The organism is Pseudoxanthomonas koreensis (genome assembly GCF_010093225.1).
GTDB lineage: Bacteria > Pseudomonadota > Gammaproteobacteria > Xanthomonadales > Xanthomonadaceae > Pseudoxanthomonas > Pseudoxanthomonas koreensis.
In genome coordinates this window covers 57877-80799 of the sequence record NZ_PDWM01000001.1, presented here as the reverse complement: position 1 = coordinate 80799, position 22923 = coordinate 57877, and the positions used below count along the sequence as shown (strand labels likewise).

Annotated in this window: 23 protein-coding genes and 1 other RNA gene; 16 read left to right on the top strand and 8 right to left on the bottom strand. The window is 69.0% G+C overall.

All coding sequences use genetic code 11. The features are described from left to right. Positions 1-3: 3 nt before the first annotated feature. The 5 genes from CSC64_RS00350 to asnS form a co-directional block, all read right to left on the bottom strand. The gene (locus tag CSC64_RS00350) at positions 4-567 is read right to left on the bottom strand and encodes a 3-hydroxyanthranilate 3,4-dioxygenase (RefSeq protein WP_162433333.1); all 564 of its coding nucleotides are present in this window, start codon (positions 565-567) and stop codon (positions 4-6) included. Positions 568-613: 46 nt separating this feature from the next. Continuing rightward, positions 614-1279: a carbonate dehydratase gene (gene can, locus CSC64_RS00345; protein WP_162433332.1), complete on the bottom strand. Its 666-nt coding sequence runs from the start codon at positions 1277-1279 to the stop codon at positions 614-616. Between the two features lie 112 nt (positions 1280-1391). Then, positions 1392-1688 (bottom strand): hypothetical protein, encoded by a 297-nt coding sequence (locus CSC64_RS00340; RefSeq protein ID WP_162433331.1) that lies wholly within the window; start codon positions 1686-1688, stop codon positions 1392-1394. Next, positions 1685-1987 (bottom strand): hypothetical protein, encoded by a 303-nt coding sequence (locus CSC64_RS00335; protein ID WP_162433330.1) that lies wholly within the window; start codon positions 1985-1987, stop codon positions 1685-1687. The genes CSC64_RS00340 and CSC64_RS00335 overlap by 4 nt, the downstream gene beginning before the upstream one ends. 7 nt (positions 1988-1994) lie before the next feature. Then, positions 1995-3395: an asparagine--tRNA ligase gene (gene asnS, locus CSC64_RS00330; protein ID WP_162433329.1), complete on the bottom strand. Its 1401-nt coding sequence runs from the start codon at positions 3393-3395 to the stop codon at positions 1995-1997. Positions 3396-3562: 167 nt separating this feature from the next. Here asnS and CSC64_RS00325 point away from each other — a divergent pair, with 167 nt between their 5' ends. The 9 genes from CSC64_RS00325 to ssrA all read left to right on the top strand — a co-directional run bounded on the left by CSC64_RS00325 (position 3563) and on the right by ssrA (position 10850). After that, entirely contained in the window at positions 3563-3895 is a 333-nt protein-coding gene (locus CSC64_RS00325; protein WP_162433328.1) for a HesB/IscA family protein, read from the top strand. 177 nt (positions 3896-4072) lie between these two features. Beyond that, entirely contained in the window at positions 4073-5869 is a 1797-nt protein-coding gene (locus CSC64_RS00320) for a DUF885 domain-containing protein (protein ID WP_162433327.1), read from the top strand. A gap of 236 nt (positions 5870-6105) precedes the next feature. Then, a complete protein-coding gene (gene rpsF, locus CSC64_RS00315) occupies positions 6106-6534 on the top strand; it encodes a 30S ribosomal protein S6 (protein ID WP_162433326.1) in 429 nt (142 codons plus the stop codon). 11 nt (positions 6535-6545) lie between these two features. Beyond that, a complete protein-coding gene (gene rpsR, locus CSC64_RS00310) occupies positions 6546-6776 on the top strand; it encodes a 30S ribosomal protein S18 (protein WP_052633502.1) in 231 nt (76 codons plus the stop codon). Between the two features lie 163 nt (positions 6777-6939). Beyond that, complete coding sequence (gene rplI / locus CSC64_RS00305; RefSeq protein ID WP_162433325.1) at positions 6940-7389, top strand: 50S ribosomal protein L9; 450 nt, start codon at positions 6940-6942, stop codon at positions 7387-7389. Between the two features lie 253 nt (positions 7390-7642). Continuing rightward, a complete protein-coding gene (locus tag CSC64_RS00300) occupies positions 7643-9040 on the top strand; it encodes a replicative DNA helicase (RefSeq protein WP_162433448.1) in 1398 nt (465 codons plus the stop codon). A gap of 126 nt (positions 9041-9166) precedes the next feature. Next, positions 9167-9859, top strand: a complete 693-nt coding sequence (locus CSC64_RS00295) for a YiaD family glycine zipper/OmpA-like lipoprotein (RefSeq protein WP_162433324.1) — start codon at positions 9167-9169, stop codon at positions 9857-9859. A gap of 13 nt (positions 9860-9872) precedes the next feature. Continuing rightward, complete coding sequence (locus CSC64_RS00290) at positions 9873-10355, top strand: MgtC/SapB family protein (RefSeq protein ID WP_162433323.1); 483 nt, start codon at positions 9873-9875, stop codon at positions 10353-10355. A gap of 141 nt (positions 10356-10496) precedes the next feature. Further along, positions 10497-10850, top strand: a transfer-messenger RNA (tmRNA) gene (gene ssrA / locus CSC64_RS00285). A 206-nt stretch (positions 10851-11056) separates the two neighbouring features. On the opposite strand, the gene CSC64_RS00280 is transcribed toward ssrA, so the two are convergent. Then, the gene (locus CSC64_RS00280) at positions 11057-12097 is read right to left on the bottom strand and encodes an AraC family transcriptional regulator (protein WP_162433322.1); all 1041 of its coding nucleotides are present in this window, start codon (positions 12095-12097) and stop codon (positions 11057-11059) included. A 152-nt stretch (positions 12098-12249) separates the two neighbouring features. Between CSC64_RS00280 and CSC64_RS00275 the strand changes: the two genes are divergently transcribed. The 7 genes from CSC64_RS00275 to CSC64_RS00245 are packed head-to-tail and all read left to right on the top strand — an operon-like array spanning position 12250 to position 18785. After that, positions 12250-13230 carry a quinone oxidoreductase family protein gene (locus tag CSC64_RS00275; protein WP_162433321.1) on the top strand — a complete coding sequence of 327 codons (981 nt, stop codon included), beginning with the start codon at positions 12250-12252 and terminating at the stop codon, positions 13228-13230. An 11-nt stretch (positions 13231-13241) separates the two neighbouring features. Next, a complete protein-coding gene (locus tag CSC64_RS00270; RefSeq protein WP_162433320.1) occupies positions 13242-14090 on the top strand; it encodes a TauD/TfdA dioxygenase family protein in 849 nt (282 codons plus the stop codon). Between the two features lie 40 nt (positions 14091-14130). Next, complete coding sequence (locus tag CSC64_RS00265) at positions 14131-15186, top strand: beta-keto acid cleavage family enzyme (RefSeq protein WP_162433319.1); 1056 nt, start codon at positions 14131-14133, stop codon at positions 15184-15186. A gap of 27 nt (positions 15187-15213) precedes the next feature. Next, the gene (locus tag CSC64_RS00260) at positions 15214-16539 is read left to right on the top strand and encodes an MFS transporter (protein WP_162433318.1); all 1326 of its coding nucleotides are present in this window, start codon (positions 15214-15216) and stop codon (positions 16537-16539) included. Further along, complete coding sequence (locus tag CSC64_RS00255) at positions 16536-17195, top strand: DsbA family oxidoreductase (protein WP_162433317.1); 660 nt, start codon at positions 16536-16538, stop codon at positions 17193-17195. The genes CSC64_RS00260 and CSC64_RS00255 overlap by 4 nt, the downstream gene beginning before the upstream one ends. Next, entirely contained in the window at positions 17192-18187 is a 996-nt protein-coding gene (locus CSC64_RS00250) for a YeiH family protein (protein ID WP_162433316.1), read from the top strand. Before CSC64_RS00255 ends, CSC64_RS00250 begins: the two co-directional genes overlap by 4 nt. Positions 18188-18221: 34 nt before the next feature. Next, the gene (locus CSC64_RS00245) at positions 18222-18785 is read left to right on the top strand and encodes an RBBP9/YdeN family alpha/beta hydrolase (protein ID WP_162433315.1); all 564 of its coding nucleotides are present in this window, start codon (positions 18222-18224) and stop codon (positions 18783-18785) included. Positions 18786-18854: 69 nt separating this feature from the next. Here the strand turns inward: CSC64_RS00245 and CSC64_RS00240 are convergent, their stop codons facing one another. Then, complete coding sequence (locus tag CSC64_RS00240) at positions 18855-20492, bottom strand: 3-(methylthio)propionyl-CoA ligase (RefSeq protein WP_162433314.1); 1638 nt, start codon at positions 20490-20492, stop codon at positions 18855-18857. A gap of 1 nt (position 20493) precedes the next feature. Continuing rightward, positions 20494-22902, bottom strand: coding sequence for an efflux RND transporter permease subunit (locus tag CSC64_RS00235; RefSeq protein ID WP_238389687.1), 2409 nt, complete (start codon positions 22900-22902; stop codon positions 20494-20496). Between the last annotated feature and the right edge of the window lie 21 nt (positions 22903-22923).

Genomic DNA, 22923 nt, shown 5'->3' with positions numbered 1-22923 from the left:
CGCTCAGGTGAAGTCGGCCAGCGAGCCGGGCTGCGCCTCGTAGCGCGCCGGTCGCGGGTTCAGGTGCCCGCAGTGGCGGCAGGTGCGGTGTTCGACCGAGGCATAGAAGCGGTCGAACACCGGCGGGAAGTCCTGCTCGATGTCGCGCAGGTGGAAGAATTCCGCGTACAGCCTGTGGTTGCACTGTTCGCAGTACCAGAGCAGGCCGTCGTCCTCGTGCGCCAGGCGCCGGCGCTCGACCACCAGGCCGACGCTGCCGGGCATGCGCTGCGGTGAGTGCGGCACGCGCGGCGGCAGCAGGAAGATCTCGCCGGCGCGGATCGGGATGTCGCGCAGCTGGCCCGGGCCGCCGTCCGGATGCTCCTGGATCCGCAGCACCATCTCACCTTCGAGCTGGTAGAACCACTCCGGGCCTTCGTCCCAGTGGAAGTCGGTGCGCGCGTTCGGGCCGCCGACGACCATGACGATGAAGTCGCCGTCGTAGATGCACTTGTTGCCCACCGGCGGCTTGAGCAGGTGCCGGTGTTCCTCGATCCAGGCCTGCAGGTTGAGCGGGGCGGGCAGCATGGCGGTTCCTGCGTGGATGCCGCGGGCGGCGGCGGGGTGGGGCGCTTCAGCGGTTCTCGCGGTCCTGGCGGATGCGTTCCAGTGCGGTGCGGTACTTGCCGGGCAGGCAGCCGGGCGAATCGATGTCCACGCCCAGGTGGTGAACGCGCCCGTCCTTGAGGCTGTAGACCCAGCCGTGCACGGTCAGTTCCTGGCCGCGCGCCCACGCGTCCAGGACGATGTTGGTGTGGCAGACGTTGACCACCTGCTCGAGCACGTTCAGCTCGCACAGGCGGTCGTGCTGCAGTTCCAGGCCGCCGGACTGCTGCAGGCATTCCTCGTGGTGCTCGGCCACGTCGGCGACGTGGCGGATCCAGTTGTCGACCAGGCCCAGGCGCAGTTTCGTCAGGCCGGCGTAGACGCCGCCGCAGCCGTAGTGGCCCACCACCAGGATGTGCCTGACCTTGAGCACGTCGACCGCGAACTGGATCACCGACAGGCAGTTGAGGTCGGTGTGGACCACGACGTTGGCGACGTTGCGGTGGACGAACACCTCGCCCGGCGCCATGTCGATGATCTGGTTGGCCGGTACCCGCGAGTCGGAGCAGCCGATCCACAGGTACTGCGGGGCCTGCTGTCGCGACAGGCGCGAGAAGAATTCCGGATCCTCCGCGCGCACGCGCTCGGACCAGGCATGGTTGCGGCGGATGAGGTCGTTCAGTTCGTCGGCCATGCCGGCATTATCACAGACATGGGTGCGGTTTCCGCGTGCCGGTGCGCATGCGGGCCGGCACGTCGTGACGACGATGGCGGGCCCGGCCGGCGGCGCGGTGCTGCCGGGGAGCTCAGGCCCGGCGGCCGAGGCTCACCGTCATCAGCCCGACCAGGGCGGCGTCGCTGGCCGCGCGCGGCGGGGCGACCTCGTCCAGCGAGAAGCCGCGCTCCAGCGCATCCTCCTCGTCGACGCCGTCGAACTCGACGAAGCCGGCATCGAGCAGCATCGAGCGCGCGGTGTCCTCGCTGTCGTAGGCGTGCAGGTTGCCGTCGTGGTCCAGCACCTCGGCGGTGCCGGCCTCGCGTTCGCGCAGGCGCGCCCAGTGCAGGGTGCGGCCGAGGGTGGCGATCCACCAGGAATCTTTCATGCGACCTCCGCGACCAGCCAGAGCAGCCCCGCCAGCAGCAGGGAAACGATCACCGTCAGCAGCGCGATCCGGGCCGGAGTGGCCAGGCCGCTGAGCGAACGGTCGGGAATGGAACGGTAGCCACCGCCCAGCAGCCAGCGCAGCGCGGCCGGGCTGGCGAAGGCGCCGGCGCCGAAATCGGCCGCGCTGCCGCCGTGGCGGTCGCGCACGTGGATCAGGGTCAGCGGCCAGAAGATCACGAAGGCGCTGGCCCCGGCGATGGCCACGCCGACGAAGCACAGGGCGAAGAACAGGATCATGACGTCCCTAGAACTCCGCGCTGCCCGGCGCGCGCGGGTAGGCGATCGCGTCGCGGATGTTGGACAGCCCGCACACGTACACCACCAGCCGCTCGAAGCCCAGGCCGAAGCCGGCGTGCGGCACGCCGCCGTAGCGGCGGAAGTCGCGGTACCACTGGTAGTGCTCCGGATCCAGGCCGAACTGGGCCATGCGCGCGTCGAGCACGTCCAGGCGCTCCTCGCGCTGGCTGCCGCCGATGATCTCGCCGATGCCCGGCGCCAGCACGTCCATCGCCGCCACGGTGCGGCCGTCGTCGTTCAGGCGCATGTAGAACGCCTTGATGTGCTCGGGGTAGTTCATCACCACCACCGGGCGGCCGACGTGCTCTTCGGTCAGCCAGCGCTCGTGCTCGGTCTGCAGGTCCAGGCCCCATTCGACCGGGAACTCGAACTTCTTCCCGGCCTTCTGCAGCAGGGCGATCGCCTCGCTGTAGTCGATCCGCTCGAACGGTGCGTTGACGAAGCCTTCCAGCCGGGGGACCGCGTCCTTCTGCACGCGTTCGGCGATGAAGGCCATGTCGTCGGCGCGCTCGGCCAGCACCGCGCGGAACAGGTACTTGAGGAAGTCCTCGGCCAGGTCGGCGTCGGCGGCCAGGTCGGCGAAGGCGATCTCCGGCTCGATCATCCAGAACTCGGCCAGGTGCCGGGTGGTGTTGGAGTTCTCGGCGCGGAAGGTCGGGCCGAAGGTGTAGACCTTGCTCAGCGCCAGCGCATAGCCCTCGACGTTGAGCTGGCCGGAGACGGTGAGGAAGGTCTCCTTGCCGAAGAAGTCGCGCGAGAAGTCCACCGCGCCGTCCTTGCCGCGCGGCAGGTTGGCCAGGTCCAGGGTGGAGACGCGGAACATCTGCCCGGCGCCCTCGGCGTCGGAGGTGGTGATGATCGGGGTGCTGATCCAGTAGAAGCCGCGCTCGTGGAAGAAGCGGTGCACGGCCATGGACAGGCAGTGGCGGATGCGGGTGACCGCTCCGAACAGGTTGGTGCGCGGGCGCAGGTGGGCGACCTCGCGCAGGAATTCCAGCGAGTGCGCCTTGGGCTGGATCGGGTAGGTCTCCGGATCCTCGACCCAGCCGACCACCTCGACCGACGAGGCCTGGATCTCGAACGCCTGGCCCTGGCCCTGCGAGGCGACCAGGGTGCCGGTGGCGACCACCGAGCAGCCGGCGGTCAGGTGCTTCACCTCGGTTTCGTAGTTGGGCAGGGCGGCCGGGGCCACCACCTGGATCGGGGCGAAGCAGGAACCGTCGCTGACGTTGACGAAGCTCAGCCCGGCCTTGGAGTCGCGCCGGGTGCGCACCCAGCCGCGGACGGTGACCTCGCCGCCGGCGGGGATCCTGCCCGCGAGCGCATGTTCGACGCTGACCACCGTCATGGCTTGAATCCTTGTGTCGTGGAGCCCATCTGTGAGGGCGGAAGTGTAGCGGCTGCGAGCGCGCGGGTGCGAGGCGCCGCACCGCAGCGTCCCGGTTCCAACGCCAATGACGGCGGCGGCGGGACGGCCGGCGGGCCTATAATCGCGCTGTTATCCAGGAGGTACCGATGGCCGTGACCCTGACCCCCCTTGCCCTGGAGCGCGTGCAGCGCTTCCTGCAGCGCGACCCGGGCGCGCTGGGCCTGCGCCTGGGCGTGGAGCGCACCGGCTGCTCCGGCTGGGGCCACGTCGCCGACCTGGCCCGCGACCGCCGCGACGGCGACGCGGTGTTCGAACAGGAAGGCGTGCGCATCTTCGTCGACGCGCAGAGCCTGCCGCTGGTGGATGGCACCCGGATCGACTTCGCCCGCCAGGGCCTGAGCGAGGGCTTCGTGTTCGACAACCCCAACGCCACCGCCGAATGCGGCTGTGGCGAGAGTTTCACCACCGGGCCGGGCTGAGCCCGGCTGTCCGGACGGGGCGGCCGGGACCGTTCCATCACGTCCGCGCGGTCCGTGGCAGACCGCCATCAGCCAGAACCCCGTCGTCCCGGCTTGACCAGACATTCGTCAGTGAAAAGCCGCCGGGACGATGGGGTACGCGCTAGGCTTGGGTTTTGCCGCCCCCCCGGAGATCCCATGCGCCGCACCCTCCTGGCCGCCGCCCTGGCCGCCTGCTGCTTCCCCGCCATTGCCGCGCCTGCCGCCGGCGAACCGGTCGTGGCCCCGGACAATGCCGCCGCCACCGCGCTGCACCGGCTGTTCGACAGCGAGTGGGAGCGGGGCCTGCGCGAGTCGCCGGAGAATGCGGCCTACCAGGGCGACCACCGCTACGACGACCGCTGGAGCGACATGAGCCTGGCCGCGATCGAACGCCGCGAGGCCGCCGACCGCGACGCGCTGGCCGCGCTGAAGCGGATCGACCGCGCCGCGCTGTCGCCGGCCGACAGGCTCGACTACGACACCTTCGCCTGGCTGCAGGAGCGGGCGGTGGCGCGGCAGCAGTTCCGCGAGTACCTGCAGCCGGTCGGCCACCAGGGCGGGGTGCAGACCGCCGACGGCATCGCCGAGCTGCTGCCGTTCGCCAGCGAGCAGGACTACCGCAACTGGATCGCGCGCCTGGATGCGTTGCCGGTGCTGCTGGAGCAGACCACCGCGCTGATGCAGGCCGGCGTGGCCGCCGGCCGCATGCCGCCGAAGGTGCTGATGCAGCGCGTGCCCGGGCAGATCGCCGCGCAGGTGGTCGACGATCCGGCCGCCAGTCCGTTCTACAAGCCGTTCCTGAAGATGCCCGATTCGATCCCGGCCGCCGTGCAGGAGGCGCTGCGCGGCCAGGCCCGCGAGGCGATCGCCGGCAAGGTGGTGCCGGCCTACCGCGAATTCGGCCGGTTCTTCGACCACGACTACCTGCCGCATGCGCGCGACAGCATCGCCGCCAGCGACCTGCCCGGTGGCCCGGCGTACTACGACTTCCTCGCCGGCTGGTACACCACCACCGAACTGACCGCAGAGCAGATCCACGGCATCGGCCTGCAGGAGGTGGCGCGGATCCGCGCGGAGATGGAGAAGGTCCGCGAGGAAGTCGGCTTCAAGGGCGACCTGCACGCGTTCTTCCAGCACCTGCGCACCGACCCGAAGTTCTTCTACAAGGAGCCGGGCGAGCTGCTGGAGGGCTACCAGGCCCTGTCCAAGCGCATCGATCCGGAGCTGGTGAAGGTGTTCCGCACCATTCCGCGCCTGCCGTACGGCGTGCGCCCGATCCCGGACAACATCGCCCCGGACACCACCACCGCCTACTACCAGCCCGGCGCGGTCGACGGCAGCCGCGCCGGCTTCTATTACGTCAACCTCTACCGGCCCGAGGTGCGGCCGAAGTGGGAGATGCTGGCGCTGTCGCTGCACGAGGCCGTGCCTGGCCACCACTTCCAGTTCGCCCGCGGCGCCGAACTGCCGGACCTGCCGATGTTCCGCCGCACCGCCTATTTCGTCGCCTACGGCGAGGGCTGGGGCCTGTACGCCGAGCGCCTGGGCTACGACATGGGCCTGTACGACGATCCCTACGACCGCATGGGCCAGCTGGCCTACGACATGTGGCGGGCGGTGCGGCTGGTGGTCGACACCGGCATGCACGCCAAGGGCTGGAGCCGGCAGCAGGCGATCGATTTCTTCATGGACAACTCGCCCAAGACCGAACAGGACGTGGTCAACGAGATCGACCGCTACATCGCCTGGCCGGGCCAGGCCCTGGCCTACAAGATCGGCCAGCTGCGGATCTCGGCGCTGCGCGAGGAGGCGGCCCGCGAACTGGGCCCGGCGTTCGACGTGCGCGACTTCCACGATGCGGTGCTGAACACCGGCTCGGTGCCGCTGGAGACCCTGGAGGCGCATATCCGGACCTGGATCGCCGCACGCAAGCAGGGGAAATCGCCGAAATAAACTCTTGAATATCATATAGATGTAGAAGCTATGTGATATTTTGCATTGCATCCGGCGCGGCGCGAGTGGCAGACGCGCTGCCGCCCCGGATCGCCCGGTTTGCACCCGGCGGTCCAGGGCTGCATAATTTTCGGCTCCCTGCGCCCGCGTGCGCCCGGGAGACCTTGCCCCACCGCTTCCATCCGGTCGACGGGGGGCTGCCAGGCCCGCAAGGGCCGCATCCACGAGGAAAGACAATGCGTCATTACGAAGTCGTGTTCCTGGTCCATCCGGACCAGAGCGAGCAGGTGCCCGCGATGATCGAGCGCTACAAGGCGCTGATCGAAGGCACCAGCGGCACCATCCACCGCCTGGAAGACTGGGGCCGCCGCCAGCTGGCGTACCCGATCCAGAACCTGGTCAAGGCCCACTACGTCCTGTTCAACATCGAGGCCACCCAGGCCGCGATCGACGAGCTGGTCGAGACCTTCCGCTTCAACGACGCGATCCTGCGCCACCTGGTCATCCGCCGCGATGGCCCGGATACCGAGCAGTCGCTGATCATGAAGAGCAAGGACGAGAAGGGCGACAAGCCCGAGCGTGGCGAGCGTCGCCGCCGCGACGAGGAAGGCGAGGGCAACACCGCCTCCAACGACACCGACGGCGACAACGCCGAAGCCGCCTGAGGAGTAACGACATGTCCAAGTTCTTCCGCCGCCGCAAGTTCTGCAAGTTCACCGCCGAGGGTGTCAAGGAGATCGACTACAAGGATCTCAACACCCTGCGCCAGTACCTGACCGAGAACGGCAAGATCGTCCCGAGCCGCGTCACCGGCACCAAGTCGCGTTACCAGCGCCAGCTGTCGACCGCGATCAAGCGCGCCCGTTTCCTGGCCCTGATCCCGTACACCGACAACCACGATGTTTGATCCGAGTCCCTCGGAAGAGCCCGCACATCCATGTGCGGACTTTTCACGAAAGGCATCGGGTTACAAACGTAGCTGTTGATTCATTACGTCCAATCCGGACAGCAATCGTTGCGGCGCCCCGGTTTCCCCGGCTGGCGTCGCTAACGGATAGAGGAGCAATACGATGGAACTGATCCTTCTGCAGAAGGTCACCAACCTGGGCAACCTGGGCGACAAGGTCAGCGTGAAGCCGGGCTACGGCCGCAACTTCCTGGTCCCGCAGGGCAAGGCCGTGCCGGCCACCGCCGCCAACGTGGCCGAGTTCGAGGCCAAGCGCGCCGAGTACGAAGCCAAGGCCAAGGCCCAGCTCGACGGCGCCAGCGCGCGCCTGGCCCAGCTGGAAGGCGCCAGCGTCACGGTCACGGCCAACGCCTCGACCGAAGGCAAGCTGTACGGCTCGGTCGGCCCGCGCGACATCGCCGAGGCCTTCACCGCCGCCGGCCTGCCGCTGGAGAAGAGCGAAGTGGTGATGGGCGAAGGCCCGATCCGCCACGTCGGCGAGTTCGACGTGCTCGTGCACCTGCACGCCGACGTCGAGACCACGGTCAAGGTCGTGGTCGTGCCGGAAGCCTGATCGGCCCCGGGAGCAAGCTGTACCGGAGGGCGCCGCAGGGCGCCCTCCGCTTTTTGGCAGAAGGCCACCTCATCTCAGCCGGTGATATTCACCGGTTGTACACAGGGCATGCACAGGTCCGGCACAAGGCCGGCACAGAACTGTCTGCAACGCACGTGTGCCTGAGGCGACTAGGATGGCCAACCCGGTTCCGTTCCCGGTGGCGCAGGCGCTTACCGCCTTCGCCACCCGCCCGCAGGAGTCCACCACCCCGATGTCCGCCCGTCCCGGCTTCCGCAACGACCGCGGCGACGCCCGCATCGAACAGCTCCGGGTGCCGCCGCATTCGGTCGAGGCCGAGCAGGCGGTGCTGGGCGGGCTGATGCTCGCCCCGGAGTCCTACGATTCGGTCGGCGACGTGCTGGTGGAGAACGATTTCTACCGCCGCGACCACCAGCTGATCTACCGCGCCATCCGCGAACTGGCCGAGAAGAGCCGGCCGTTCGACGCGGTGACCCTGGGCGAGTGGTTCGATTCGCAGGGCTTCTCCGAACAGATCGGCGGCGGCGCCTACCTGGTCGAGCTGGCCACGACCACGCCCTCGGCGGCCAACATCCGCGCCTACGCCGAAATCGTCCGCGACAAGGCGGTGCTGCGCCAGCTGATCGAGGTCGGCACCGGCATCGTCAACGACGGCTTCCAGACCGAAGGCCGCGACAGCGCCGCGCTGCTGGCCAAGGCCGAGCAGGAGGTGTTCGCGATCGCCGAGGCCGGTTCGCGCGGCCGCCAGGACTTCACTCCGGTCAACCGCGCCCTGCACGAGGCCTTCGAGGTCCTGCAGACCCGGTTCCAGAGCGGCGGCGGCGTCACCGGCCTGTCCACCGGCTACAACGAATTCGACGAGATGACCGCCGGCCTGCAGCCGACCGACCTGATCATCCTCGCCGCGCGCCCGTCGATGGGCAAGACCACCCTGGCGCTGAACATGGCCGAGTTCGCGGCGATGAAGTCGAAGAAGCCGGTGGCGGTGTTCTCGATGGAAATGTCGGCCTCGCAGCTGGCCCTGCGCCTGATCTCCTCGCTGGGCCGGGTCAACGCCACCCGCCTGCGCACCGGCCAGCTCGAGGACGAGGACTGGAGCCGGGTGACCAGCGCGATCAAGATGCTGCGCGACGTCAAGATCTTCATCGACGACACCCCGGCGCTGTCGCCGGACGTGCTGCGCTCCAAGGCGCGCCGGCTCAAGCGCGAGCACGGCCTGGGCCTGATCGTGATCGACTACCTGCAGCTGATGCAGGTGCCGGGCAACAGCGAGAACCGCGCCACCGAGATCTCCGAGATCAGCCGTTCGCTCAAGGCCCTGGCCAAGGAGCTCAACGTGCCGGTGATCGCCCTGTCCCAGCTCAACCGCTCGCTGGAAACGCGCACCGACAAGCGCCCGGTGATGGCCGACCTGCGCGAATCGGGCGCCATCGAGCAGGACGCGGACGTGATCGTGTTCATCTACCGCGACGATTACTACAACCGCGAGAACTCGCCGGACAAGGGCCTGGCCGAGGTCATCATCGGCAAGCAGCGTAACGGCCCGACCGGTTCGGTGAAGCTGAAGTTCTTCGGCGAGTACACCCGCTTCGACAACCTCAGCCACGACGCGGTCGGCGTGTTCGAGTAGCGCCGGGTCGCTGGCCGGGCGCGGCCAGGGAGGCATGGCGGCCGACTACCCGCCGCTCACGATGGCGGGATTACCATGGAGCCGCCCCGGCCGACCGGCCGGTCGTCCCTGCACAGGAGCGTGACCATGATCCGCAAGCCGACCCTTGCCCGTGCCATCTGCGTACCCGCAACCGCCGCGCTGGTCGCGGTGCTGGCCGCCGCCGGTTGCCAGACCACCGATCCGGTCACCGGGCAGACCCAGCAGAACCGCACCGGTACCGGCGCCCTGATCGGCGCCGGCATCGGCGTGGCCGCTGGCCTGCTCACCGGCAACAGTGCGGTGGAGCGGCGCCAGCACGCCCTGATCGGCGCCGGCCTCGGCGCGCTTACCGGCGGGGCGGTGGGCAACTACCAGGACCGCCAGCAGGCGGCGCTGCGCGAGAAGCTGCAGGGCACCGGCGTGGAGGTCGACCGCAAGGGCGACAACATCACCCTGAACATGCCGGGCAACGTCACCTTCGCCTTCAACAGCGCCAACCTCGACCCGCAGTTCTACCCGGTGCTCAACGACGTGGCCGGCGTGCTGCGCGAGTACAACCAGACCGTGGTCGAGGTCGCCGGGCATACCGACAACATCGGCAGCGAAGCGGTCAACCAGCGCCTGTCCGAACAGCGCGCCAGCGCCGTGGCCCAGTACCTGGCCGCGCAGGGCGTGGACCAGCAGCGCCTGATCACCGTCGGCGGCGGCTTCCGCTACCCGATCGCCAGCAACGACACCGAGGCCGGCCGCGCGGCCAACCGCCGGGTCGAGATCACCCTGGTGCCGGTGCAGTCCTGACCGGGCCGCGGCGATGGACTGGGCCGCCGAGCTGCGCATCCTGCCGGACGTCCTGTACGCGATGGCGCTCGGCGGCGCCATCGGCTACGAGCGCGAACTCAAGGACCGGCCGGCGGGATTCCGCACGCACATGCTGGTGGCCGGCACCGCCGCGCTGCTGCTGGGCCTGAGCCGGATGGTGCTGGAAGACGCGCACTACGCCGGCGCCGGCCTGCGGATCGACCCGCTGCGGCTGGTGGAGGCGGTGGTGGCCGGCATTTCCTTCATCGGCGCCGGCACCATCTTCGCCAGCCGCGGCGGCCACGGGGTCGAAGGCATCACGACTGCCGCCTCGCTGCTGGCCGTGGCCTCGATCGGGATCACCGTCGGCTTCGGTTACCACGTGCTGGCGCTGGCGGTCACCTTGCTCACGCTGCTGGTGCGGACCGTGCTGCGCTGGGTCGAAGGCCGCAAGGCCGGTGCAGCGAAGGGCGGGGCGGGGGCAGGACGGGATTAGGGCATCCGCCGCGCGGTGGGCGGAAGTGCCTGCCGTGCCGGCATGAACGGATGCCCTCCTGCCGTGGCCTGCGCCTTGAAGCGGGGCAGGGGCGCCCCTACACTGGTCCTGTCTGGCGAGATGGCTTCGCCCGAAGTTTCCGGGGGTGTCCTGGTTTCGACGGGGGTCGCGAAATCGACTGGCGCATGCCGAGGGGGCAGCTTTCCTCGTTAATCCAGCGGCAAAACTCTAGTTGCCAACGACGACAACTACGCTCTCGCCGCTTAAGGCGTAGCCCCGAACCCACTTGTGCCTGTGCTCGTGGATGTAGGGTCATTATCACGGGATCGCCGGAGGTGGTTGCCTGTCAGCCTCCGTCCAAAACAAAGCAGGCTGGTCCCTGGGTGCGCTTCGCACGCCGTGCTGCCACGGGACGAGATCCAACGGTGAGCTAAGCATGTAGTGCCGGAGATGGAGTGCCTTCGGACGGCGGTTCGACTCCGCCCACCTCCACCAATCAACCGTCCAGTGGCGGCCAAGAAGGACCCAAAACCCCTGGGAAATCAGGGGTTTTTTCTTGTCCTGCGTGCGAAGTGATCCGATGGGGGGTGAGAACCGGCGGCAACTGGCGGTAGCTCTGGCGGCAAGTCCAATGGCAGCGCGGGTTCCGGCCTTTTCTCCGTCCAGCCCAGGCCCATCCCGGTTATCGCATGCCGGGGCGCTTATGACTTGCCGTGCCCGGAGGGTTGGCCTGTCGGCCCGCGCGCCTGGAATTCCTTGCGCCACGTCCGCGGCGCCTTGCCGAATTCGCCGCTGAACCAGCGCGAGAAGGAGCTGGGCGAGGAGAATCCCAGCAGGCGGCCCACCGCATGCAGCGAGTACTGCCGGTTCTCCATGTAGCGCAGCGCCAGGTCGGTGCGGACCGAGTTCAGCGCGTTGGAGAAGGTCTCGCCGGCTTCCTCGAGCCGGCGTTGCAGCGTGCGCACGTTCATGCCGCGGCCGCTGGCCACCTGTTCGATGGTCGCCTGGCCCATCGGCATCAGGATGTAGAGGTCCTTGCGCACCTCGGTGGTGATGGAGTTGCGCGTCGGCGCCGGCAGCGCTTCCACCAGGCGCTTGACGTGGCGGGCCATCACCGGATCGGCGGAGGGGTTGGGGAACTTCAGGTCGCCGGCATCGCAGACGATGCCGTTGAACTCGCAGTCGAACTCGATGGCGCAGCGGAACACCCGCCGGGGCACCACCAGGTTGGCGGGCGCGCCATGGGTGAAGTTCATGCTGTGCGGTCTCCAGTGCTGGCCCAGCATGAAGCCGCACAGGCGATACAGGGCGCCCAGCGCCAGTTCGATGGCCTGGCGCGAGGCGGTGCCCGCATCCGGCACGAATTCCTCGCGGATGACCACGGTCCGGCCGCGGTCCTCGAAGTGGATGGCCAGCAGTTCGTTGAGCAGGTGCCGGTACTTCATCGTGGTGACCAGCGCGTCGCGCAGGGTCGGCTGGTGGATCAGCAACAGGCTGACCACGCCGAAGTCCGACAGCTGCCGCGACTCGGCCATGCGCAGGCCGAAGGTGTCGCAGCCGCTCTTCAGCGCCGACTCCTCCAGCAGGCGCACGGCGGCGGCGGCCGGGATGCGCCGCTCGGGGTCGGCCAGCATGGTCCGGCTCAGCCCGACCGCGTGCAGCAGCGGCTGCGGGTTGAGGCCGAGCTGCTGGGCGACCTCGAAATAGTTCTTCAGCGTCGCGGCGCGGATCAGGCTGCTCACAGGGTGTTTCCTACGGCGTGCGCCTGTCATGAAATGACAAGTCATTATCGCCGTTTGGCAAGAGTTGTACACCCCTCCTGCCTATAGTCCAAGGCGTCCGGCTCCTTCTGGGGCCATCCGTTTCCCCCGATCAGAGGCTCCAGAACGCTGCCATGGCCCATGCGGTTCGATTCCAGAAGACGGGTGGCCCGGAGGTCCTGCGCTATGAGGCCGTCGAGGTCGGCGAGCCGGGTCCGGGCGAGGTGCGGCTGCACCATGTCGCGGTCGGCCTGAACTACGCCGACACCTACTTCCGCAACGGCACCTATCCGATCCCGCTGCCGGCGGGCATCGGCGTCGAGGCGGCGGGCGTGGTGCAGGCGGTCGGCCCGGGCGTCGACCAGGTCGCCGTCGGCGACCGGGTGACCTACACCGGCTTCGTCAACACCCTGGGCGCCTACAGCACCGAGCGCCTGGTGCCGGCCGCGCCGCTGATCAGGCTGCCCGAGGCCATCGGCTACGAGACCGCCGCGGCGATGACCATGCGCGGCCTGACCTCGGCCTACCTGATGCGCCGGATCCATCCGTTCAAGGCCGGCGACTCGATCCTGTTGCATGCCGCCGCCGGCGGCGTCGGCCTGATCGTCTCGCAGTGGGCCAGGCTGCTGGGCCTGACCGTGATCGGCACCGTCTCGACCGAGGCCAAGGCCGAACTGGCCCTGGCGCACGGCTGCGACCACGTCATCAACTACAGCCACGAGGACGTCGCCGCGCGCGTGCGCGAACTGACCGGCGGCGAGGGCGTGTCGGTGGTGTTCGACAGCGTCGGCAAGGACACCTTCGAGGCCTCGCTGAACTCGCTCAGGCGCCGCGGCCTGATGGTCTGCGTCGGCACCGCATCGGGCCCGATCCCGCCGTTCAATCCGCAGCTGCTGGCGATGAAGGGTTCGTTGTACCTGACCCGCCCGGCGCTGGCCGATTACATCGCCGATCCGGCCGAGAAGGCCGAACTGGCCGCCGAACTGTTCGAGCACGTCGGCACCGGCCGCATCCGCATCGAGATCAACCAGCGCTACGCGCTCGAGGACGCGGTGCAGGCGCATCGCGACCTGGAGTCGCGCAAGACCACCGGTTCGTCGATCTTCGTCATCTGAGGGAGCCTGCCATGCGCGTCGAACGACTCACCTGCGCCATCGGCGCCGAACTGTCCGGCATCGACCTGGCCGACGCCGTGCACGACGACGGCCTGTTCGAGGAACTGCGCGCGCTGCTGCTTCGGCACCGGGTGCTGTTCCTGCGCGACCAGCGCATCAGCCGGGCCGAGCACGTGGCCTTCGCCCGCCGCTTCGGTGAGCTGGAGGACCACCCGGTGGCGGGCAGCGACCCGGAACATCCGGGCCTGGTGCGCATCTACAAGTCGCCCGAGCAGCCCAACGACCGCTACGAGAACGCCTGGCACACCGACGCCACCTGGCGCGTGGCGCCACCGTTCGGCTGCGTGTTGCGCTGCGTCGAGTGCCCGCCGGCCGGCGGCGACACCATGTGGGCGAACATGGCGCTGGCCTACGAGAAGCTGCCCGAACACGTCAAGCAGCAGATCGCCGGCCTGCGCGCCCGGCACAGCATCGAAGCCACTTTCGGCGCCGCCATGCCGATCGAGAAGCGCCTCGCGCTGAAGGCGCAGTTCCCGGACGCCGAACACCCGGTGGTGCGCACGCACCCGGACACCGGCGAGAAGATCCTGTTCGTCAACGCCTTCACCACCCACTTCACCAACTTCCACACGCCGGACCGCGTGCGCTACGGGCAGGACTACACCGCCGGCTCGCAGCAGCTGCTGCAGTACCTGATCAGCCAGGCGCAGATCCCCGAGTACCAGGTGCGCTGGCGCTGGACGCCGGACAGCGTCGCCATCTGGGACAACCGCAGCACCCAGCACTACGCGGTGATGGACTACCCGCCCTGCCACCGCAAGATGGAACGGGCCGGGATCATCGGCGACGTGCCGTACTGACCCGCACGACCGCCCTGCAGAGCCCCTCACGGAGAAGACCATGAATTTCCTCGATGGATCGTTGTTCCCCGAGAACCAGCAGAAGCTGGTGATCACCGTCGCCCCGTACGGCCCGGAGTGGATGCCGTCCGACTTCCCGGAAGACATCCCGGTGACGATGGAGGAGCACATCCAGAAGGCGGTCGACTGCTACAACGCCGGCGCCACGGTGCTGCACCTGCACGTGCGCGAGCTCGACGGCAAGGGTTCCAAGCGTCTGTCCATGTTCAACGAGCTGCTGGCCGGCATCCGCGCCCGCGTGCCGGACATGATCCTGCAGGTCGGCGGCTCGATCTCGTTCGCGCCGGAAGGCGACGGCGAGGTGGCCAAGTGGCTGTCCGACGATACCCGGCACATGCTGGCCGAACTGACCCCGGCGCCGGACCAGGTCACCATCGCCATCAACACCAACCAGATGAACGTGGTCGAGCAGATGTGCGAGGCCGACGTCGCCGGCACCAGCCTGGGCACGCCGGAGGGCTACCGCGCCTACCGCGAGATGACCATCCCGGCCGGCCCGGAATGGGTCGAGGAGCACATCCGCCGGCTGTCGGCCAACGGCATCCAGACCCACTTCCAGCTCGCCAACATCACCCAGCTGGAGACGGTCGAGCGCATGATGCGCAAGGGCACCTGCAACGTGCCGCTGATCCTGACATGGGTCGCGATCGGCGGCGGGTTCGACGCGCCCAACATCTACAACCTGGCCAATTTCGTCCGCGCCTGCCCGGACGGTTCGGTGCTGACGCTGGAGTCCTCGATGCTCAACGTGCTGCCGCTGAACATGATGGCGATCGCGATGGGCCTGCACGTGCGCTGCGGCAACGAGGACAACATCTGGACCCAGCGCCGCGACCGCAAGATGGGCAGCGTCGAGCAGGTCGAGCAGCTGGTGCGGATCGCGAAGGAGTTCGGCCGCGAGGTCGCCACCGCCGCCGAGGCCCGCGAGATCTACCGGATCGGCACCTTCTACCAGGATGCCGAGCAGACCCTGGCGGCGAACGGCTTCGCGCCGAACCGCCGGCCGTTCTGGAAGGGCGTTCCCACGCCCGCCTGAGCCACGATCCACCACCGGCAGCACGACATGGCGTACCACTCCCTCCCGGACCTCGGCGACGACGATCCCGGCGCGCGCATCCCGCGCCGCTACGCCTGGGTCGTGTTCGCGCTGACCTTCGGCCTGCTGCTGTCGGACTACATGTCCCGGCAGGTGCTGAACGCGGTGTTCCCGCTGATCAAGGTGGAGTGGGCGCTGACCGACGCGCGCCTGGGCCTGCTGAGCGGCATCGTCGCCCTGATGGTGGGACTGCTGACTTTTCCGCTGTCGCTGCTGGCCGACCGCTTCGGCCGGGTGAAGAGCCTGGCGATCATGGCCACCGTCTGGAGCCTGGCCACGCTCGCCTGCGCCGTGGCGCAGAACTTTCCGCAGATGCTGGCGGCGCGTTTCATGGTCGGCGTCGGCGAGGCGGCCTACGGCAGCGTCGGCATCGCGGTGGTGCTGTCGGTGTTTCCCAAGCACATGCGGGCGACGCTGACTGGCGCTTTCATGGCTGGCGGCATGTTCGGTTCGGTGCTGGGCATGGCCCTGGGCGGCGCCATCGCCGCCAGCATGGGCTGGCGCTGGGCCTTCGCGGCCATGGCCCTGTTCGGCCTGATGCTGGCGCTGGCCTATCCGATCGTCGTCCGCGAGAAGCGCATCGCGCCGACACCGCCGGCCGGCGAAACCGCTCCGGTCGCCACGGCGCCGGCGGCCAAGGTGCCGCTGAGCCACCTGGTCAACAGCCGCTCGGTGCTCGGGGCCTACATCGGCAGCGGCCTGCAGCTGTTCGTGGGCGGCACCGTCATCGTCTGGATTCCCAGCTACCTCAACCGCTATTACGCGATGGCGACCGATGCCGCCGGCGGCGTCGCGGCGATGATCGTGCTGTCCGCAGGCCTGGGCATGATCGTCTGCGGCATGCTCAGCGACCGCCTGTGCCGGAACGGACCCGAGCGCAAGTTCGGCCTGGCGATCGGCTACAGCCTGGGCAGCTGCCTGTTCCTGTCGCTGGCCTTCGCCCTGCCGCACGGCACCCCGCAGCTGCTGATGATCGCCCTGGGCATGTTCCTGGCGGCCGGCACCAGCGGGCCCGCCGGGGCCATGGTCGCCAACCTCACGCCGCTGCCGATCCACGGCACCGCCTTCGCCATGCTGACCCTGGTGAACAATCTGCTGGGACTGGCCGCCGGACCGCTGGTCACCGGCCTGCTCGCCGATGCCTTCGGCCTGGCGACGGCGTTCCAGCTGGTGCCCCTGGTCAGCCTGGCCGCGGCCACGGTGTTCTGGTTCGCCAAGCAGCATTACCTGGTCGACGTCCAGCGCGTGGGACATCCGCGCGGCCTGCACACCGGTAGGGAGGCGTCGGCTTGAGCGGCGGCAACCGGCTCACGATCGGCATCGATTTCGATCTGGTCTGTCCGTGGTGCTTCATCGGCAAGCGCCAGCTCGATCGTGCGCGCGACCAGTTCGCACGGCAGCACCCCGAGGTCGACGTGGTGGCGGTGTGGCATCCGGTCCAGTTGTTGCCCGACGTGCCGAAACAGGGGCTGCCCTTCGCCGAGTTCTACGAGCGGCGCCTGGGCTCGCCGGAAGCGGTGCGGCAACGGCAGCAGCAGGTCGTGCGGGCGGCCCGCGGTGCCGGCCTCGACATAGACCTGGCCCGGATCGAGCGGATGCCCAATACGGGCCGGGCGCATGGACTGCTGCGCCGGGTCGCGCGCCTGGGCGAGCCTGACCTGCATGAAGCGTTGCTCGAACGTCTCTTCGCCGCCTACTTCCAGCGTGGCGAGGACATCGGCGATGCCGCGACGTTGCTTCGGCTGGCGGGGGAGGTTGGCGTGCCGGTGGACCGGATCGCCGATGCCGCGCCCGGTGCCGCCGTGGCTCCGGCCGGGCGTGCCGCCACCGGCGTGCCCCATTTCGTGTTCAACCAGCGCCTGGCCCTGTCCGGCGCGCAGGATGCCGCCATCCTGGTTGCGGCCATGCGCCGGGCGATACTGGTGCCGGCTCCGCCCGCCGCCGCATGAACCGGTGGCGGACATCCGCCGGGCGCTATCTGCCCGGCCTGCTGGCCAGCGTCGTCGTCGCCATCGCCGCGCGTTCGCTGGCCAGCCAGTACGATGCGCCGGTGATGCTGTTCGCGTTGCTGCTCGGCATGGCGATGAACTTCCTGTCGGCGGACGGCCCCTGCAAGCCGGGCATCGACCTGGCCGCGCGCGGCGTGTTGCGCCTGGGCGTGGCCCTGCTCGGTACGCGCATCACCCTCGAGCAGATCGCCGCCCTGGGCTGGCATCCGGTGCTGGTGGTGGTGGTCTCGGTCGTGGCCACCATCGTGGTGTCGATGCTGGTGGCGCGCGCGATGGGCTTCAACGTCCTGTTCGGGCTGCTGTCCGGCGGCGCGACCGCCATCTGCGGGGCGTCCGCGGCGCTGGCGCTGGCCGCGGCCCTGCCGGCGCATCCGGGCAAGGAGCGCGCGACGCTGTTCACCGTCATCGGCGTCTCGGCGCTGTCGACCGCGGCGATGATCGTCTACCCGGTGATCGTGCGCGCCCTCGGGCTGGACCCGATCGATGCGGGTGTGTTCATCGGCGGCACGATCCACGATGTCGCCCAGGTGGTCGGCGCGGGTTACAGCCTGTCGCACGAGATCGGCGACACCGCCACCGTGGTGAAGCTGCTTCGCGTGGCCATGCTGCTGCCGGTCATCCTCGTGGCGGTCATGATCACCCGTACACGCGGCGGCCACGACAGCGGCGAACGCCCGCCCTTGCTGCCCTGGTTCGCGGTGGCCTTCTTCGGCCTGGCCGTGCTCGGCAGCCTCGGCGTGATCCCGGCGCCCCTGCAGCAGTTCGGCAGCAACCTGTCGACCTGGTGCCTGGTCACGGCGATCGCGGCACTGGGCATGAAGATCCAGATCAGGGAGCTGACCAGGGTCGGCATCAAGCCGGTGCTGCTGATGCTCGGCGAGACCGCGTTCCTCGCGGCCCTGGTGCTGGGGCTGCTGTGGCTGGGGGTCTGATCCCCCGGCATTCCGTTGTGAACAGGGATATTCCATGACCGGCGACACCACCGTCCTCATCGTTCCCGGCCTGCGCGACCACGTGCCGGAGCACTGGCAGACCCTGCTGGCGGCCAGGCTGCCCCGGGTGCGCACCGTGCCGCCGCTGGAGCAGGACAGGCTCTCCCGCGCCGTGCGCGTCGATGCGCTGGACCGGGCGCTGTCCGCGATCAGCGGTCCGGTCATCCTCGTCGCGCACAGCGCGGGGGTGATGATGGTCGCGCACTGGGCGCGGCTGCACGGACCGGCTCGGCCGATCAAGGGAGCGCTGCTGGCGACTCCGGCCGACGTGGAGAGCCCGTTCCCGGCCGGCTACCCGACGACGGAGCAACTGGAAGAGCACGGCTGGTTGCCGATCCCGCGCGGTCCGCTACCGTTCCCGAGCGTGGTCGCGGCCAGCCGCAACGACCCGCTGTGCGCGTTCACGCGGGCGCAGGCGCTGGCGCAGGACTGGGGCAGCGGGCTCGTGGATCTCGGCGAGGTCGGCCATCTCAACCCGGCGGCCGGTTTCGGCGAGTGGCCGCAAGCGCTGGAACTGATCGCCCGGCTCGATCGCTGAGGCCAGTCGCGGCTAGGACACCGATGCACCGCATCAAGGCCGAAGCGCGGCGCGCTCCGGCCTGGCGGCTCAGGCGTCGGCGAACCGGTAGTCGCGGAACTGCTCGCGCAGCGCCGTCTTGAGCAGCTTGCCGGTCGCGGTGTGGGGCAGTTCGCGCACGAACAGCACGTCGTCGGGCAGCCACCACTTGGCGACGCGACCATCGAGGTAGTGCAGCACCGACTCGCGCTCCAACACCTGGCCGGGCTTGACCACCAGCAGCAGCAGCGGCCGCTCCTGCCACTTCGGGTGCGCGATCCCGATCACGGCGGCTTCGGCGACCAGCGGGTGCCCCATGGCCGCGTTCTCGATGGCGATCGAGGAGATCCATTCGCCGCCGGACTTGATCACGTCCTTGGAGCGGTCGGTGATGTGCATGTAGCCATCCGGATCGATGGTCGCCACGTCGCCGGTATCGAACCAGCCCTCGTCGTCCAGGATCGGGCCGCCTTCGTCGCGGTAGTAGGCGCGCGCGACCCAGGGTCCGCGGATCTTCAGGTGGCCGGCCGCCTGGCCGTCGTGCGGCAGGGCCCGGCCCTCGTCGTCGGTCAGCTTCAGGCGGACGCCGAACACGGCGCGGCCCTGCTTGGCCTGCACCTGCAGCCGCTGTTCCAGGGGCAGGGCCCGGTGCTCCGGCAACAGGTTGCAGACCGTGCCGACCGGCGAGGTTTCGGTCATGCCCCAGGCGTGCACGACGAAGGCGCCGAAGTCCCGTTCGAACGCCTCGGCCATCGACCGCGGCGCCGCGGCGCCGCCGATCACGACCCGGCGCAGCGCCAGTTCGGTGGCCGGCTCCAGGCCCGCGGCCGAGACGTGCTGCAGCAGCATCAGCCACACCGTCGGCACGCCCAGTGCCAGCGTGACCTGTTCGTCGCGCAGCAACGCATAGACGCTGGCGCCGTCCAGGGCCGGACCGGGCAGCACCAGCCTGGCGCCGCTCATCGCGGCCGCGTAGGGCATGCTCCAGGCGTTGACATGGAACATCGGCACGACCAGCAGCGCGGTATCGTCGCGGGAAACCGCAAGGCTGTCGACGGTGCAGGCGCCGAAGGCGTGCAGCACGGTCGAGCGGTGCGAATACAGCACGCCCTTGGGCTTGCCGGTGGTGCCCGAGGTGTAGCACAGCGAGGCGGCCGCGCGCTCGTCCAGGTCGGGCCAGGCGTAATCGTCCGATTGCGCCGCCAGCAGGTCCTCGTAGCACAGCAATCCCGGGATCGAGGACTCGGGCATGTGCGCACGGTCGGTCATCAGCACGAAGGCGCGCACGCTTTCCAGTTGCGGCGCCAGCTTTTCCACCAGCGGAACGAAGCTCAGGTCGAAGCACAGAACGCTGTCTTCGGCGTGGTTGACGATGTACTCGAGCTGCTCGGGGAACAGGCGCGGGTTGAGCGTGTGCAGCACGGCGCCCATGCCCGACACGCCGAAGTACAGCTCCATGTGCCGGTAGCCGTTCCAGGCCAGGGTCGCGACCCGGTCGCCCGGCCGCACGCCGAGCGCGGTGAGGGCGTTGGCGGCCTGTTTCGAGCGCCGGTGGACGTCGCGCCAGGTGCAGCGGTGGACCGGGCCTTCGACCGTGCGCGAGACGATCCCGGCGCCGGGATGGGCGGCCACGGCATGCTCGATCAGCGACGAGACCAGCAGCGGGTGTTCCTGCATCAGACCGAGCATGTCAGACCTCCACCTTGCGCAACAGGAAATGCGAGAGCGCCGGAATGAGCACCAGGGCACCGATCATGTTCCACAGGAACATGAAGGTGAGCAGGATGCCCATGTCGGCCTGGAACTTGATCGGCGAGAACGTCCAGGTGACGACGCCCGCCGCCAGGGTGACGCCGACCAGGGCGACGACCTTGCCGGTGAACATCACCGCATGCCGGTAGGCGGCTGCCAGCGGCGCGCCGGCCCGCTGCTGGGCCAGCTGCACGCTGAGCAGGTACAGCGCGTAGTCGACGCCGATGCCGGCGCCGAGCGCGATCACCGGCAGGGTCGCCACCTTGACGCCGATGCCGAGCCCGACCATCAGCGCCTCGCACAGGATCGAGGTCAGCATCAGTGGCAGCACCGCCACGACCACCGCGCGCCAGCTGCGGAAGGCGACGAAGCACAGCAATCCCACCGCGCCGTACACGTACAGCAGCATCAGGCGGCTGGCGCGGCCGACCACCTCGTTGGTCGCGGCCTCGATGCCGGCAGAGCCGGCCGCCAGCTTGAAGGTCACGTCCGCGTCGTTGTGCTTGGCGGCGAAGTCTTCGGCGATGGCGGCCACCCGCTTGAGCGAGGCCGCCTTGTGGTCGGAGAGGTAGGCGATCACCGGCAGCACCGAGCATTCGGTGTTGAACAGATCAGGGTTCAGCACCGTGGCCTGCTGGCCCGAATAGTTGATCACGCCCTGGTTGCGGTTGAGCGTGAGCCACTTCGGGTTGCCTTCGAACGAGCCGGCGGTGATGTTGCGCACCGCGTCGGCCAGCGACACCGTGGTCTGCACCGACGGATCCTGCTGCAGCGCCCAGCCCAGGCGGTCGGCCTGGACCAGGGTCTTGTAGTTGAGGCAGGCATCGTCCGGCGTCTGCACGATCACCGCGAACAGGTCGCTCGACAGGGCGTAGTTCGTGGTGATGTAGGCGTTGTCCCGGTTGTAGCGCGAGTCCTTGCGCAGCTCGGGCGCGCCCGGGTCCAGGTCGCCGATCTGCAGGCCGCGGCTGACCCACAGGCCGCCGGCCGCCAGCACCACCGCGCAGCCGATCGCACCCAGCGCCCAGCGCCGTTCGGTGAAGCGGACGAGCAGGTTCCAGACCGCGCCCAGGCCGCGGCCGCGCGCCTGTTCGGTGTCCTCGCGCAGGCTGCGCGCCGCCGCCGCCGGGCTGACGCCGGTGTAGGACAGCAGCACCGGCAGCAGGATCAGGTTGGTGAACACCAGCACGCCGACGCCGATGCTGGCGGTCAGCGCCAGCTCCTTGATCACCGGGATGTCGATCACCATCAGCACCGCGAAACCGACCACGTCGGCGAGCAGCGCGGTCAGGCCGGCCAGGAACAGGCGGCGGAAGGTGTAGCGGGCGGCGACCAGTCGGTGGGTGCCGCGGCCGATGTCCTGCATGATGCCGTTCATCTTCTGCGCACCGTGGCTGACGCCGATGGCGAAGATCAGGAACGGCACCAGCACCGAGAAGGGATCGAGCTCGAAGCCGAACAGCTGCACCAGGCCCAGCTGCCAGGACACGGCGATCACCGAACAGGCGACCACCAGCAGGGTGCTGCGCACGCAGCGGGTGTACAGGAAGATGATCAGCCCGGCGATCACGGCTGCGGCCAGGAAGAAGCTGGCGACCTTGACCAGGCCTTCGATCAGGTCGCCGACCAGCTTGGCGAAGCCGATCACGTGGATCTTCGTCTTGCCGTCGCTGCCGTCCTCGTACCTGGCGCGGATGCGCTGTTCGAGTTCCTGCGAGAACGCGTGGTAGTCCAGCCGCTGGCCCGTGTCCGGGTTGGTCTCGAGCAGGGGCACGAACACCATGCTCGAACGGAAGTCGTTGGCCACCAGGTTGCCGACGATGTTGGCGCGGCGGATGTTGAGCTTGAGCGCGTCCACGGAAGCGGGCGAGCCGTCGTAGTTGTCGGGCATCACCGGCCCGCCGACGAAGCCTTCCTCGTTGACCTCGCTCCAGCGCACGGCCGGCGTCCAGATCGACTTCATCCAGGCGCGATCGACGTCGCGCATCAGGAACAGCTCGTCGTTGACCTGCTTGAGGACTTCCAGGTACTCCGGGTCGAAGATGTCGCCGTCGACGTTCTCGACCACCACGCGCACCGAATTGCCCAGGCCGCGCAGGCTGCCGCGGTTCTCCAGGTAGTTCTTCACGTATTCGTGGCCGTGCGGGATCATCTTCTCGAAGCCGGCGTTGATCGTCAGCTTCGTGGCCTGGAAGCCGAGCAGCAGGGTCAGCAGCAGGCAGGCGAAGACGATCCAGCGCCGGTGGTTGAAGATCGCGCGCTCGAAGAAGTGGCCCGAGTGGTGGTCGAAGTCCTCGATGGAGCGGACGACCGGCATCTCGTCGGGCAGGGGGTGGGACGTGTTCAAGCGGAATCCTTGCGGGCGAGC